Below are 16,707 nucleotides of genomic sequence, written 5' to 3'. Positions count from 1 at the left end.
GGATGTTCAACAATGTAATTTGTAAAGGGGATGATATGTTTTATGAGCGTAACTCGTGATGTAAGAAAAAAAATACTTTCTGACATTAAAAGCGGCCTGATTTCCTTGGAAGAAGGAGTAATACGGATTAAGCAACTTGATTCTGGTATGGCTCAGCGAAGGGAACAGACTGTTTATTATAAGACGGATTGGCAGCCAGCTGATCTCGATTTAGATCCAAAAGACAGCCGAAGAGAGGGCAGTCTTTTATTATTTGATACAAATGAGGATTTGCATAAGGAACTGACTGTACGGCATGATAGAAGTATTATTTTAGTCATGCCTGGGAAAGAATTTCGACGTATTCGGAGTGGTGTGTTTGAAATCAACCCTCGGTCTGAAAAAGATTATACAAGCTTGTTTGCGTTACTGAAAGAAGAGAAAGCAGACATAAGGGAAGCCGTCCATCTATGGTCTGACCAACCGTTTAGCAGTAATGAGAAAGCGATTGAAAGACAATGTGACAGCGGGGTTTATTCTTTATTTTTATTAAACCGGGCTCTCTTCAAGAGTAAAATGCGCAAAAAAGTAAACGTATTGTATGCGTATTTTTCCGAGCGTTTAGGAGAACAGCCCCTTTATGCATCGGCAAGCGGCTTTTTGCGGACTTGGCAGCAGGAGAACCCGCTAATTTCGCCAAAAAGCATTGAATTAGAGCGGTCGGCTTTCGCAAACGGCAGCTTAGGCGATATTTTGATCAATGAACTGAGAGACTTCAGCTCTCCTGAGATCGAAATCCGTTACCAAGGAATGGAGAGATTTGTTAAACGCCTGATAACATATAAACCTGCAAACAAACATACAAGTGAGGAATATATACTGCGGGACAATGGTGTTTATATTATCACAGGAGGGGCGGGCGGATTAGGATTCACCTTTGCTGAATATTTGGCTCAACAAACCAAATGCCAGATTGTCTTAACGGGGAGATCACCTTTTTCAGACAAAATACAAAATAAGATAGCACAATTAGAAGCCTTAGGAGCCTCTTCTATTTATTTACAGGCTGACATTTCAATAAAAGAAGAGGCAGAATATATAATCAATGAAACCAAAAGAGCATATGGAAAGATAAACGGAATCATTCAAAGCGCGGGTATCATCCGCGACTCATTTCTTCATAAAAAAACAATAGAAGAATTCAATCAGGTGATTAAGCCGAAAGTATTGGGCACACTTTGGCTGGATGAAGCCACAAAGCAGGAGCGTCTCGACTTTTTTATTTGTTTTTCCTCTACTTCAGCCGTTTTAGGAAATATTGGACAGGCTGATTATGCATTCGGAAATAGTTATATGGATCATTTGATGAACATGCGTGCCGCTCAGAATACGGGCAAAATGTTCCTATCTCTGAATTGGCCACTTTGGAAAGAAGTCGGCATGCAAGTAGATGAGCGCACGTTGGAGACGATGAAAAAATCGGGCTTTTATCCCTTGGAGAAAGAGGAGGGGATCAGAGCGTTTTCAGCAGGTTTGTCATCTGGGCTTTCCCAATTCACGGTATTTTGCGGAGATGATCATATAGACAGACATGTACATAAATTGTATGAACGTGATAGCGGTCTGCTTCAAGAAGAAACAACCGTCAGTGAGACGGTAAAGCCTGATAAAAAGCTGAAAGCTGACACTTTGACATTTATAAAAGAAATTATTTCAGCAGAATTCAGAATGCCAGCAGACAAAATAGACGCAGAGGCAGCGCTGGATAAATACGGACTTGACTCAGTCATGATCATCAATATAACCAATGAGCTGGAGAAGCATTTTGGTGCGCTTTCAAAAACCCTGTTATTTGAGTTTCAAACTGCATCCGAATTATCAGCTTATTTCATTGAAAAGCACCATGATGCTCTGGTTCATATGCTGAAATTAGGAGTAAACGACAGCGGTAATGTTCAACAGGCGGCGGAAGCTGCTGATCCAGTAGTACCGAGCTTTCAACATAAATCAAAAGGGCTGGCTCATCAGTCAAACCTGAAAATAGCAGAAAAATATCAGGACAATGATATTGCCGTCATTGGAATCAGTGGCCGCTATCCGATGGCAAACGATCTTGACACTCTCTGGAGAAATTTAATGGAAGGGAAAGATTGTATAACTGAAATTCCTAAAGACCGCTGGGATTTTAGCCTGCATTATCAGCCGGAAGCTGATCATGACATAAAAAATCAAAGTAAATGGGGAGGATTTATTGATGACGTGTATCATTTCGATCCGTTGTTCTTCAATATTTCTCCGGCTGAAGCGGAGTTAATAGATCCTCAAGAAAGAATTTTTCTGGAAACAGTGTGGCATACCATAGAAGATGCGGGGTATGCGAAGAAAATGCTTGAAAGGAAAAATGTCGGCGTGTTTGCAGGTGTCATGTACGGGCAATATCAGCTGTACAGTGCTGGAAATCATGAGCAGGCCGTTTCTTCTTCATATGCATCCATCGCGAACAGAGTATCTTACTTTTTTAATTTCAGCGGACCTAGTATTGCTTTGGATACAATGTGTTCCTCGTCTTTGACTGCTGTTCATTTGGCATGTGAGAGTTTAATAACGAATGAATGTGAGCTTGCAATTGCCGGAGGAGTTAATCTTTCCATTCATCCTGATAAATATAAACTCCTCACTCAAGGCGGTTTTTTGTCCAGCGATGGTCGCTGCAGAAGCTTTGGATCTGGGGGAGACGGCTATGTTCCCGGGGAGGGAGCCGGTGCTGTTTTACTGAAGCCTGTAAAAAAAGCAATTGCTGACGGTGATCAAATTTATTCCATCATTAAGGCAACAGCTGTCAACCATGGGGCAAAGACGAATGGATATACTGTGCCTAACCCGACCGCTCAAAGTAAGGTGATTAGCAGAGCCCTGAAAAAAGGAAAGGTTGACCCGGAAAGTATCAGTTATATAGAAGCTCACGGCACAGGCACTGCATTAGGAGATCCGATTGAAATTGCCGGATTGCACAAAGTATTTGCCGATGCAATGACAGACAGAAAGACATGCGCAGTCGGGTCTATTAAATCTAATATCGGACATTTGGAGGCAGCTGCAGGCATAGCTGGAATTACAAAAGTAATATTACAAATGAAACATAAAACAATCGTTCCATCGCTGACTCATTCTTCTAAATTGAATGAGCATATTCAGTTTCAAGAAACGCCTTTCTATGTACCGGAAAGTCCTGAAAAATGGGTGTCTTCCGTTGCAGAGCGTGACGGAAAAAAAATATCAATTCCAAGGCGTGCAGGTATAAGTTCATTCGGAGCCGGAGGGGCAAATGCCCATATCATCTTGGAAGAGTACGTAAATAGTGAGAATGCCGTATTTGAAACAACCGAGCTAGAGCCGCTTGTATTTGTTTTTTCCGCCAAAAATGCTGAAAGACTGGTTGACTATGCAAAGGGTGCAGCGGAGTACATACAGTCAAAAGATTATACTTCAGATGCACTTAGGAATATAGCATATACTTTACAGACAGGCAGAGAAGAAATGGCATACCGATTGGCCGTCATTGCATCTTCAAAAGAGGAATTGATTAAGAAGCTTTTAGATTATTCACAGGGAAAAACATTATCAGAGCAGCTATTTACATCTGAACTTACATCCGTATCAAACACCATTGAATTTGAAAGTCATGAGACAGAAAAAGAAATTGAAAAAGCAATTGCAGAGAGAGATCTTTCAAGGGTTGCTGAGTTTTGGATCAGCGGATACACGATAAACTGGTCGTTCCTCTATGGAAATGACAAACCTAGACGGATTTCTGCACCGACATATCCATTTGCCAAAGAATTATGCAGAATAAGCGCCTCTAAACCTAGAAGCCGCCAAAAGGCAGATGCAATTGATGTTCTGCATCCGCATATTAACTGCAATGTTTCAGATTTTAATGACCAAAAGTTCAATATAAATGTCAAAGGTGATAATTTATACGTAAAAGCAAAACACGATGAAAGGATGTTTCCGTATCTTTTACAAATAGAAATCGCGAGGGCGGCAGGAGAAATAGCTTCAGGGCATCCGATTACTCGATTGACAAATCTTTCTTTTTCAAAACCGATCGTACAAAGCGGTCTAAATGACCAAATTCAAATTGTGCTGGCACCGGAAGGCGATACTGCTTCATTTTTTATAAAAGATCAGAATGAATCATCATTTTATTTCTCCGGCAAACTTGTATTAGAGGGGCTTAAGGAAAAGGGACAATTTATCAATATTAAACCGTTTATGTCAGAGTATACTGACTGGATATCAGGAGAAGCGTTTTATCATCGGCTTGCTGAAAACGGCTATGATTGCAGCAGTAAACTTAAAGGCATAGACCGTTGCGTGATACGGGACGGAAAGGCGCTTACAATCTTAAAGGCAAGCGACAAGGCAGAGGGTTATACGCTCGATCCCGCTGTTCTTGAAAGTGCTTATCAGACGATATTATGTCTCTTAGAGAAAAATACGGGGACAGTACCTAAAACAGTAGAAGAGTGTACCATTTTTGATGAAGAGGCCAAAGCTGTATATGCATACGCAGTACCAAGTGAATATGGCAAATCGTCTTATCACGTATTTCTGTTAGACGGTAACGGACGGGTGCTTGTAGAGCTTAAGGGACTGACTGTAAATCCACAGCCGCATACTGAGGTGAATTATTGTTTGCAGAAGTGGGTGCAAAAGAACCTTTCCCCTGTGAAAGTTGGAAATGAAAATGCAGGTACGATCTTGTTGTTTGCAAATGATAAAGAAATTGCTGAGGCGCTAATAGACCAATCTGCCTACCGGATAATTCTTGTAACGCCGTATCAACGACAGCTTATAAAGAATGCTCTGACATTTAGCATAGACCCTAAAATACCGTCAGATTATAATCGTTTGTTTGAAAAATTAGAAAAAAACAAGATGCTCCCAGACATTGTTCTGCATACAGGGGGAGATTTTGATGCAGGCGAACATCCGGTTAGAGGACTGTATTCGGTCTTTCATTTATTAAAGGCGCTGAGTGACCGAAAAAATTTATCTCTTAAACATTTACTGATTACTCAGTCTTATAGAGAAGATATGAGTGATCCTTTTGGTGAGACTTTACCAGGTTATTTGAAAACGATAAACATGGTGCTGCCTTCTGTAGAGCATGCTGTATCAATCAGCTTTTCTGAACATATTTCAGCCGACAAGCAGGCTGAACACTGCCTTCAAGAAATTGTATCTGCAAAAGGCCATATTACTGCTGAAGAAGTCAAATATGTAAAGGATATAAGGTATGTCAAAACCCTGGAAGATAGAGCGCTAACGAATGCAGGCGGCATAATACTTAAAAATAAAGGGGTTTATATGTTAACAGGCGGTTTAGGCGGTCTTGGAATGACATTTGCTAAATATTTGGCGTCTGAATATAAGGCGAGATTAGTGTTAACGGGAAGGTCAGCGTTAACAGCTGAAAAACAGCATGAAATTGAAAAATTAAAGGCACATGGTGCTGCCGTGCTGTATTTTCAAGCTGATGTAACAGATAAAGATGCGATGAAACAGGTATTAGATGAAACGAAACGGAACTGGGGACCCCTTCAAGGTGTTATTCACGCAGCTGGTCATGCTGATGATCGTCTATTTACGGAAATGAGTCTCGCTGATTTTTCGAAGGGGCTGGCTGCTAAAATTGAAGGGACGATATGTTTAGATCAAATAACGAAAGAAGAACCGCTCGACTTCTTTGTGGTGTTTTCTTCCATCTCTTCGATATTTGGTGACTTTGGACAGGTTAATTATTCGTTAGGTAATTATTTCCAAGATCGATATATCCACTGGCGAAATGAAAAGAGTCTAAAGCATGAGAGACAGGGTAGAAGCATTTCAATTAATTGGCCATTATGGCGAGAAGGCGGCATGCATTTAAGTAAAGAAGCTGAATCTGCATACCTTTTAACTTCGGGGTTCCGCTATTTAGAAACAGAAGACGGAATAACAGCATTTGAGGCAATCTTATCAAATGAAGATCTGCAAATAGCCGTGCTTACTGGTAACAACGGCAGGTTTACAGCAGCTGATGATAAGTCTATTCAAGAATTAACAGCTGAGTTGGATCAAGAAAAAGGTGATTATACACAATTATTTAGACAGGCTCATGTATTAGATGAGTTGAAACGGATGGTGTCTGAATTACTGAAAATTAATATCGATCGCTTGGATATATCAGAGAATTTCGGCAATCTTGGCTTCGATTCCATCAGTTTGAAAACTTTCTCCGTCCAAATAAACCAAAGATATAAGCTGGAATTAACACCGGCGATTTTCTTTACTTATAGTAATATCGAATCGCTTTCTGACTTTATAATTGGTGAACTGCCTGTGGAAGCTAAAGAAAATGTGAAATCTGATATAGATATTCAAGAAAAAAGAGAATCACGGCACACTGAGAAGTTGAAAAAGTCTGAAATCCGCTTTCCGCCTGCAAAAAAGCAAACAGGTCAGTTAAAAAAGCCTCTGCAGAAAGAACCGATTGCAATTATCGGAATGAGCTGCGTTTTTCCCGGAGCAAAAAATTCGGGTGAATTCTGGTCAAACTTGATCAACGAAAAAGATATGATTCAGGAAATTCCGCTCGAGCGGTGGGGTTGGAAAAACTATGCAGATAACGAAGCAAACAGCCGTATAAATTCTAAATGGGGCGGTTTTATCACGGATGTTGATAAATTTGATGAATCTTTTTTCAACGTGAATCCTCGAGAAGCTGAACTTATGGACCCGCAGCACAGAATATATTTAGAAGAAACTTGGGAAGCGATAGAAGATGCGGGTTACAAGGCATCAGAACTGTCAGGCAAAAACATCGGAGTGTTCACCGGCATTCAATTTAATGATTATCGCCAACTGTTAATGAAGCATTTAGACAAGGCACATGCATTAGTTGGAACTGGAAACAGCCAGGCGCTCATCAGTAATCGGGTATCTCATTATTTTAATTTCAGAGGTCCAAGTGAATCTATTGATACAGCCTGCTCAAGCAGTCTTGTTGCCATCCATAGAGCAGTGAGTTCGATTCAAGCTGGTGAAAGCGAGCTGGCAGTAGCCGGAGGCGTGTCATTGCTATTAGATCCCGTGACCCACTTATATACAGATAAACTTGGAATTTTGTCCGCAGATGGCAGATGCAAAACGTTTGATAAGCTTGCCAATGGTTATGTTCGAGGTGAAGGTGCAGCTGTGCTGCTGCTAAAGCCTCTGCAAAAAGCTATTGATGACAAGGACAATATTTACGGAGTATTGAAAGGAACCGGTGAAAATCACGGGGGGAGAGCTGCTTCGCTGACCGCCCCAAATCCGGAAGCTCAAGCAGCGCTGTTAACATCAGTTTATCAAAATGCCGGTATTCCTGCTGAAACAGTATCCTATATAGAAGCACATGGAACCGGTACGGAACTTGGAGATCCAATTGAAATCGAGGGCTTAAAAAAAGCTTTTGTATCCCTTAAGTCGGACAGCACAAGAAATACGGACCAATATTGCGGAATCGGTTCTGTGAAAACCAATATCGGACATTTAGAGCCTGCTTCAGGGATGCCGGGTCTGATAAAAGTATTGCTCGCCATGAAGCATAAAATCCTGCCGGCTACCCTGCATGTTAAGGAGTTGAACCCTTACATTCAGTTAACTGGAACGCCATTTTATATTGTGAATAAAACAATAAAGTGGAATAGATTGATAGATTGGGAAGGAAACGAAATTCCCCGTCGAGCGGGAGTCAGCTCATTTGGATTTGGAGGAACTAATGCCCATGTCATTGTAGAAGAATTTGAGGAAAGCCAGGAAAATCAAGTAAATAGGGAACAAGAACATGTAATTGTGCTCTCAGCTAAATCAAAAGAAAGATTAATTGCTTACGCCAAAGATTTTTCAAGCTTTTTAAAAGAGAAGCAGACAACTGGCCGGTACGGAGAGCCTAAGGTGAGAGAGCATAATCTACGAGAAGAAATCAGAATAGAGGCAGCAAAAATCCTAAGTTTAGATGCAGATGAAATAGACATGGAGACACATTTAACAGACTTGGGATTTGATCCGATGACCTTAACTGCATTAAGCTCTTTCATCAGCACAATATCCGGGAAAGAGGTCCCGATTGGCATATTTACAGAGCAACCAACACTCAACGATTTGTTCCATTATATCTGTCATGAATCGAATATGCCTGTTGACAATCAGGTTACATCTCAGCATGGAGATCAAGCAGGGTACAGCCTTGAACAAATAGCTTACACGCTTCAAACCGGCCGTGAATCGTTCGAATCGCGTCTTGCTATTATTTGTTCAAGCTTAGAGGAGCTTTCTGAAAAGATAAACGGTTACCTTCAGGGGGAAGATCTACAAGAGGTTTTTGAAGGAAATGCTAGAGAATTTCATAAAGTGTATTTCCCGATTTTTGATGGACCCGAGGGTCACTCATATATTCAATCGCTAATTCAAAAAAGAAAATTGACAAAACTGGCTCAAATGTGGACGATCGGTTATGAAATCAGTTGGGGAGATCTGTATGAGGGAGAAAATAAACCTATGAGACTTTCCCTTCCAGTCTATCCTTTCAGAAAAAACAGACATTGGATTAAACAAGAATTTACGCCTCAGGCTGAAAGACCTTCAATAATGCCGGCGGTTCACAAATCAAATGAAGAAAGCTCGGATGTTAAAATTATATCGCTTCTTGAAAAAGCACAATCAGGTGAGGTTAATACGAAGGATACAACAGAGCTGATAGAGGAGTTGCTTTTACATGAATGAACAAACTATACAAATTGAACAAATAGTTAGGAAAGTGAAAGAACGAGAGCTGACTCCTGAAGAGGGATTGGGACTAATTAAAGGTTTGGGTAAAACGCATATTTATGAAAAGGAATGGGTAAAATATATCTTTCAACGTACTGGGCAGCCTCGTCAGATGACAGAGCCAATTTTATTTTTGGCCAGTGACGAAAGTTTGTACAGCGTAATGAAGAGACAATTAGAAGGCGCCGCGGCGCCTTTTATTTATGTTTCTCCCGGAGACCGATTCGAAGCTGGCCGAAATGGCTGTTTTAAAATGAATTTTACACAAAAAGAAGATTATGAAGCTTTGTGCCGTGCGCTTGTCTCTCAGAATATAAAGCCTCGGCATATTGTTCATTTCCTCTCGGTCGGGGCATTTCGTGACACGGACAAGACAATGAGAGAGCAGCTCGATAAAAGCCTGTATTCTGTATTTTATTTGCTGCAAGCCATAATGGAGAATAAACTTTGTCCGAAAGCAGAGGTCTTATATTTATATGAAAATGTCCAGGGAGAGGCTCAGCCTATTTATAGAGCGGTTGAGAGTTTCCTCAAGACCGTTCAAGCCGAAAACCCGAATTTTAGGTGTAAGACTGCAGAATTGAAGGCGATGAGTAATGAGCCGTTTACAAAGGAACTTATCGCTGATGTCATTTTTTGTGAATGGAATAATCAATGTGTATCGAGCAGTTTTACATGTTATGACCCAAGACATTATTATATACAGCAAATTAAAAAAGTGAATAAAGGTGGATCCCCGGAAAATAACTTTAACATCAAAGAGAACGGTGTGTATTTGATTACGGGAGGTGCCGGCGGTCTTGGGTTTCTATTCGCGGAATATTTGGCGAAACGGGCAAAAGTTAATCTTATATTGACTGGCCGTTCACCGAGCTCTATGGAAATAGAGCAAAAAATTAACACGCTGAAAAAGCTCGGGGCTGAAGCTGTTTATATCCCAGCAGATATATCGAAGGAAAAAGAGACCGACATATTAATTGATCAGATCCGGCGGACATTTGGAAGATTAAACGGCATTTTACACAGTGCCGGACTTGTAGATGATGCATTTGTTATTAAAAAGAGGAGAGACAGAATAGAAAAGGTCATCGCACCCAAAGTATTTGGAACCGTTTGGCTTGACAAAGCTGCGAAAGGGGAATCTCTTGATTTCTTCGTCATGTTTTCGTCCCTGTCCTCCATCCTGCCTAATGCGGGCCAAAGCGATTATGCATTTGCAAATGGCTGTATGGACAGTTATACCGATTACAGGATCATGAAGAATCGTCCGGGAAAAACTCTCTCTATTAACTGGCCGTTATGGAGCGCAGGGAATATGTCAGTCGGTCCGAGAGAGTTGCAAGTTTTAAGGGAAACCGGTTTGGATCTTTTATCAGCGGAATCCGGTCTTGCCTTCTTTCAGAATTGTATGAGCAGCAATGCTTCTCAGCTGGCAGTTATTAACGGAAGTGAAGAAAAGATCTTCCAATTGCTTTCGGTTGATAATACAGAGACAGATGTAACATCCGAATCTGATCACGAACTTCCTCAAATTAGTGAAAATCAATTAAAAAAGCAAACGGTCTGTCTATTGAAAGAAATCATCGGAGCTGAGACTGGGAGACCAACTGACAATATTTTGTCCGGGGATACGTTCGACCGCTACGGTATTGATTCCTTAACGATCTTAGGACTAACTTCCAGGCTAGAAAAACACTTTGGCAGTGTATCTAAGACTTTATTTTTTGAATACAGCAGCATCGACCAGTTAGCGGAGTATTTTTTAGAACATCATTATGACAAGTTAGTCAAGGCTTTTTCGCCGCAGTCAGAACAGAGAAGGAACATAACGGCCGAAAAAAAACAACTGAAGCAACGAGGACGCTGCAGATCCTCAGCGGTTACCGAAGAAGATATTGCAATTATCGGCATAGCCGGACGTTATCCGATGGCTGAGAATGTAGAAAAGTTTTGGGATAATATTGCCTCGGGGAAAGATTGTATAACGGAAATCCCAAGCGAACGCTGGGATCATCGAAGATACTTTAATACTGGTGAAAAAGCTCGTCATAAAAGTAAATGGGGAGGTTTTATTAAAGACGCTGATAAGTTCGATCCGCTGTTTTTCTCAATTTCTCCTCATGATGCCGAGTTAATAGATCCGCAAGAACGGTTGTTTTTAGAAACTGCATGGCACACATTTGAGAATGCCGGTTATACAAGGGGAAAATTAAAACGGTATAAGACAGGTGTATTTGTAGGAGTGACATACAGTCACTATCAGCTTTTTACAGCAGGAGCATCTGATGATGACCGTAAGGCACTTTTGTCTTCTTATTCGTCAATCGCTAACCGGGTATCATATTTCTTCGATCTTCACGGTCCAAGTCTTGCTATTGATACAATGTGCTCATCTTCACTATCTGCCGTTCATTTCGCATGTGAAAGCATCAAAAGGGGAGAATCCAGCCTTGCAATTGCCGGGGGAGTAAATTTATCTTTACATCCCGATAAATATACATTGCTTTCTCAAAATCATTTTGTTTCGAGCGATGGACGCTGCAGAAGCTTCGGGGCTGGAGGTGACGGTTATGTACCAGGTGAAGGAGTAGGAGCTATTTTATTAAAATCGCTTTCGAAGGCAGTTGCCGAAGGAGACACTATTTACGGCGTTATTAAGAGTACTTCAGTTAATCACGGAGGAAAAACAAACGGCTACACTGTCCCGAATCCAAATGAACAAGCAAATGTTATCAGCGAAACGCTTGATAAAGCTGGAATTGGTGTAGACAGCATCAGTTATATAGAAGCGCACGGGACAGGTACATCGCTGGGAGACCCCATTGAAATTTCCGGACTGTCTAAGGCTTTCAGCAATCCCAAAAGTAGCTTTCGCTGTGCAATCGGTTCCGTAAAGTCAAATATCGGACATTTAGAGGCTGCTGCTGGGATAGCGTCAATCACTAAAGTGTTGATGCAAATGAAATACAAACAGCTGGCACCTTCCATTCATTCTCATGAGTTAAATCCTAATATTGATTTCGATGAAACACCGTTTTATGTCCAGACTGAACTAAAAAACTGGGAGGTTCCTGAAAGTCATGTTAGAAGGTCAGGCATCAGTTCATTTGGTGCTGGGGGATCTAATGCTCATATCATTATTGAAGAGTATATAGACGAAATAAATACCAATCCTGCAAAGAGCGAAGAAATGCAAATCATTCTTCTGTCCGCTAAAAACGAAGAGCGGCTCCGTATCTTAATTGATTCACTCATAAATGAACTTGATTCGAATACATCACTTACTGATGTGGCATATACATTACAAACGGGACGAGAAGCCATGGAAGAACGGCTGGCTGTAGAAGCACGGGACGTTGGTGAACTTGTCGATAAGCTCACCAAGTATTTACAATCAGATCAGGAAGTACACGGATTATATAGAGGAAATGCCCGTATTAGTTCCGATAATCATAAGACCTTATTAGCATCATCACAATTCCAGAACTTATATGATATAGCGCTTCATTGGGTAAATGGCGGTGAAATTGATTGGGAAGACAAGTACAGAACAGAATCACCGAAAATAATTTCTCTGCCAGCATATCCGTTTGAAAGGAATAGATATTGGGTGCCAAGCTCAAAAATCACACAAACAAATAGATTGACAAGAGTACAATCGGGGTTGCATCCTTTACTAGATCAAAATGTCTCGACCTTGAAGATGCAAAAATTTATTACTGATTTTTCAGAAGCATCTTTTGCATGGCCTGCCTTATGTATCAATCAGCAAAAAAATCTGCCTTTTAGCTCACTAATTGAAATGGCAGCTGCCGGTGGAGCAATGTCTGCCGAACAGAATGTGTGGAGAATGAAAAATATTTGTTTACATGCCCTATTGGAATTAACAGAACAACCCGTGCGAACTGAACTTAGACTATTTGATCAACAAGGTGCGGTATCTTTCGAATTGTCTGAACGGTCAGAACGCGAGGCTGAACAGATCATTTTAAACGGAGAACTGGAATACAAGGAAGCGAATCGTGAAACAGGTGCTCGTTTTAAATGTGCAGCTGACTATAAAGCGAATTGTAAAGAGTCTATGACCGGGTCCGAATGCTATGATCTTCTGGAAACCAATTTGATATATTATGATGCGGATTTGCGCGTTCTCACAGATTTATTTTTGCATAATGATTTCTTGCTTGCCGATGTCGCTATACCGGAAAAAGACTTGTATACAGAATGTATTGTAAATCCTGCTGCAGTTGAAGGAGCCATTCAAGCAGCAGCTGTTTTAGCAGCAAGGCACACTGGTGATCAAGGGTTTTACTTACAGGAGATTGAAGAGATTTGTTTTTATCAATCTGTTCCAAATGAATGTTACGTGTTTGTAGATCTGAACGAATCAAACGTTGAAGAGAGGCAGTTTACAGTTTACTTACTTTCACACGAAGGAGAATGTATGGCGGTCTTCCGGAATATGTTTTTCTCAGGATGGGAGACAGTAGTAGATAAGCCTGATAATATACCGTTTGATTTACTATGTAAATCTTGGGAAGAAAGCCAAGTCTCATCGTCTTTTCTTTCAAAAGGCCAGATCATTATTTTGGCTAACATTGAAAATGAGCAGTTTGCTTCTGAGTTGTTCGCTTCAGATCCTCTCATGGGCTGCACTGTCATTTGCAGGAAAGCTGATAGTCAATTACATCTGAGCGGCGAAGGCTTTAGCTTTGACAATCCTCTGCGTGCAAAGGAGACGGCTTTGGCGATCCTCAAAGAGAACACGGACATCACCGGTATTGTTGACTTGTCTGATTTATGGAGAGAGCCGGTAAAGGCTGCAGCCGACTCTGTTGGGAAACTGACGCTGTTGCAGGAAATAATAAAAGCTCAAAAGCATCTATTTGTTTTACACATTACAGAAGGACTGCAAACGTTTAAGAATAAACAGCCGACCTTAGCCGGGGCGGAAACAGCAGGATTAATTAAGATGTTAAGCGCCGAGTATAAAAAAATTAAAGCGAAAACAATAGATATAGATCAGCATTCAAAAAGTCTGGACGAACTACAACAATTGATCAAAAACGAAGCAGCAGCTGACGATCTTTACAGTGAAATTTGTTATCGTAACGGAGCTCGATATACGCAGTGTGTGAAGAAATTACATCCATCCGAGTTTAGCAGGGAAATCCGCCTGCCTGTATGCCAACCGGATCAAACACTTGTTATTACTGGCGGAACGAGGGGAATCGGCGCAGAGCTTGCCAGACACTATTCTGACAAGGGAGTAAAAAAATTTGTACTAATGGGGCTAACTGAATTGCCTCAGTCTGATGAAAGAGATGACCTGTTAAAACAGACAGATAAAAAATCCACCTTATATTCAAAATTGAAGCTGCTCAAAGAGTTAGAGCAAAAAGGGGTTCAGATAGAAATATATGGAGGTTCGCTTACTGAGAAAGAAAAATTACAGCAGTTCTTTTCAAAAGTGAGAAAGAAGCTCGGGCAAATTGGAGGAGTCATCCATTGTGCGGGGGTAGCCAATCATGTGAATCCGGCTTTCATTCATAAAACCAGTCAAGAAATAAAGGAGGTATTTGAGCCTAAGATACAGGGACTCCAAGTGTTGCATGACATTTTTCTGGAGGACAACCTCAAGTTCTTCATTTTATTTTCTTCAGTCGCAAGCGCATTTCCGTTGTTAGGAGCGGGAACGAGTGAATATGCTGCGGCAAACGCTTTTATGGATTATTTTGCGGCTTATCAGCATGCGTGTGGCCGAACTTATTATAAATCAATAAACTGGCCTAGTTGGAAGGAAATTGGAATGGGCGAGGTGAAAAGCCCTGCATATCAGGCGTTAGGGCTATTGTCACATCGGACTGAAACAGGCATAGGCATGCTCGACCAAATAATGAAAGTGACTGGATATCCATGCCTTATACCGGTTAAGACAAACCATGAGAAATTCTCATTACAGCAGCTGCCTCTCACAAAAATTCAAACCAGTGTTCATGAGCCATCGGTTGTAAACGAACAGTTCTCTGATGATACTGATAACGAAGCGATTATTAGTATTTTAAAAGATATTTTCTCAACAGAGCTTAAAATTCCTTGCGAGAAATTAGATCAAGATACTTCTTTTTCGGAATACGGGGTAGATTCTATTTTGCTGGTTCAGCTTGTAAAAAAAGCAGAAGCTGCTTTCCAAATAAAAATTGAACCGTCAGCCTTTCTGGAATACCCCAACTTCAAACAGCTTGCGTACTATTTAAATCAATTATTTGAAGATGAGGATGTATCCATTCAGCATATTTCTGACGCTCTGGGAAATGAAAGAGAAGTAAAGCTGGAGGACCGCTCATTAAAAAGCAATGGCTTACTAGGCTTTAAAACACGCATGAATAAAAAAACGATTCCGAAACAAAACGAATTTCAAGAGAAGCAAAAAAAATCGAATCAAATCGCAATTATCGGGATAGGCTGTGATTTCCCGGATGCCGAAAATAAAGAGATGTTTTGGCAAAATCTCGAAAAAGGGAAAGATAGTGTCCGCGAAGTTCCAACATCACGCTGGGATATTTCTCAATATTACTCGGATACTTACAAGAAAGGAAAAAGTATCAGTAAGTGGGGCGGATTTCTCGAGGATATTGAACATTTTGATCCAGTGTTTTTCAATATGAGTGAAAGTGAAGCATCTCAGCTTGATCCATTAATTAAAAAATGTCTGGAGGTCAGCGTACAGACACTGAGAGATGGCGGCTACCGAAAAGAAGAGGTGTCAAACAAAGAGGTTGGAGTCTTTATCGGTTCACGGGCAGGGACGTTCATGTCTAGAATAAGTTCACCTTCAAAAAATACGATAGTGGGAATTGGACAAAATTTCATCGGAGCTCATATCTCGCATTTTCTAAATTTAAAAGGACCGAATTTGGTTGTGGACACGGCTTGTTCTTCCTCATTAGTCAGTGTTCACCTTGCTTGTCAAAGCCTGATATCAAAAGAATCGGACATGGCTATAGCAGGAGGGGTTGATATTTTACTTGACCAAAAGCCTTACTTAATGTTAAGTGAAGCCAGAGCGCTTTCACCTGAGGGAAAATGCCGTACATTTGATGAAAAGGCGGATGGATTTGTACCGGGAGAAGGATGCGGCACCGTTCTGCTGAAGAGGCTTGATGAAGCTCTCACTGATGGGGACCGAATTTATGCGGTAATTGATGGATCTGCAGTAAATAACGATGGACAGACGATGGGAATGACAACACCGAATCCGAAAGCGCAAAGTGCAGTGATCAAAAAAGCGTTGAAAAACGGAGGAATCGACGCTTCTTCACTCAGTTATGTCGAGACACATGGTACTGGTACGATGATAGGCGATCCGATTGAATTAAAAGCACTGACTGAAGTGTTCCGGGAAGTAACGGAAGAGAAGCAATTTTGCGGTGTAGGTAGCGTAAAAACGAATTTTGGGCATTTAATGAGTGCGGCTGGAATAGCAAGCGTTATTAAAGTGGCATTATCCATCTGGAGTCAGAAGCTGCCTCCAACATTGCATTGCCAAACGCCGAATCCTAGATTTAAATTTGATCAATCTCCTTTTTTCCCGAACACTGCTTTAAAAGATTGGAATCCTAGAAAAGGAGTGTTAAGGGCTGGAATCAGTTCTTTTGGATTTGGCGGAACAAATGCACACATGTTATTGAGCAACATGCATTTTATAATGGGATATACAGAGCCGAAAAGACAGTCGCTCCCGCCGGCTGTCTTCAATAAAAAACGGTGTTGGATTGATAAGAGACATTCTCATAAAGAGGAAGAAGCAGACATGCTGATACCTTTACTAGAGTTTAAAGAACTATGATGAAAAAGACTAAAGAGGGATGA

2 protein-coding genes are annotated in these 16,707 nt (G+C 41.0%); both read left to right on the top strand.

Annotated features, from left to right (window positions below):
• The first annotated feature begins 42 nt into the window (after nucleotides 1-42).
• Entirely contained in the window at nucleotides 43-8,790 is an 8,748-nt protein-coding gene (locus tag V6D44_RS02040) for an SDR family NAD(P)-dependent oxidoreductase (protein WP_333516250.1), read from the top strand.
• Nucleotides 8,783-16,684 carry an SDR family NAD(P)-dependent oxidoreductase gene (locus tag V6D44_RS02035; protein WP_202328631.1) on the top strand — a complete coding sequence of 2,634 codons (7,902 nt, stop codon included), beginning with the start codon at nucleotides 8,783-8,785 and terminating at the stop codon, nucleotides 16,682-16,684. The genes V6D44_RS02040 and V6D44_RS02035 overlap by 8 nt, the downstream gene beginning before the upstream one ends.
• The last annotated feature ends 23 nt before the right edge of the window (nucleotides 16,685-16,707 follow it).

The organism is Bacillus sp. 0209A, from assembly GCF_036765095.1.
In the GTDB taxonomy this organism is placed as follows: domain Bacteria; phylum Bacillota; class Bacilli; order Bacillales; family Bacillaceae; genus Bacillus; species Bacillus subtilis_G.
This window is presented reverse-complemented; position numbering and strand designations above follow the sequence as displayed.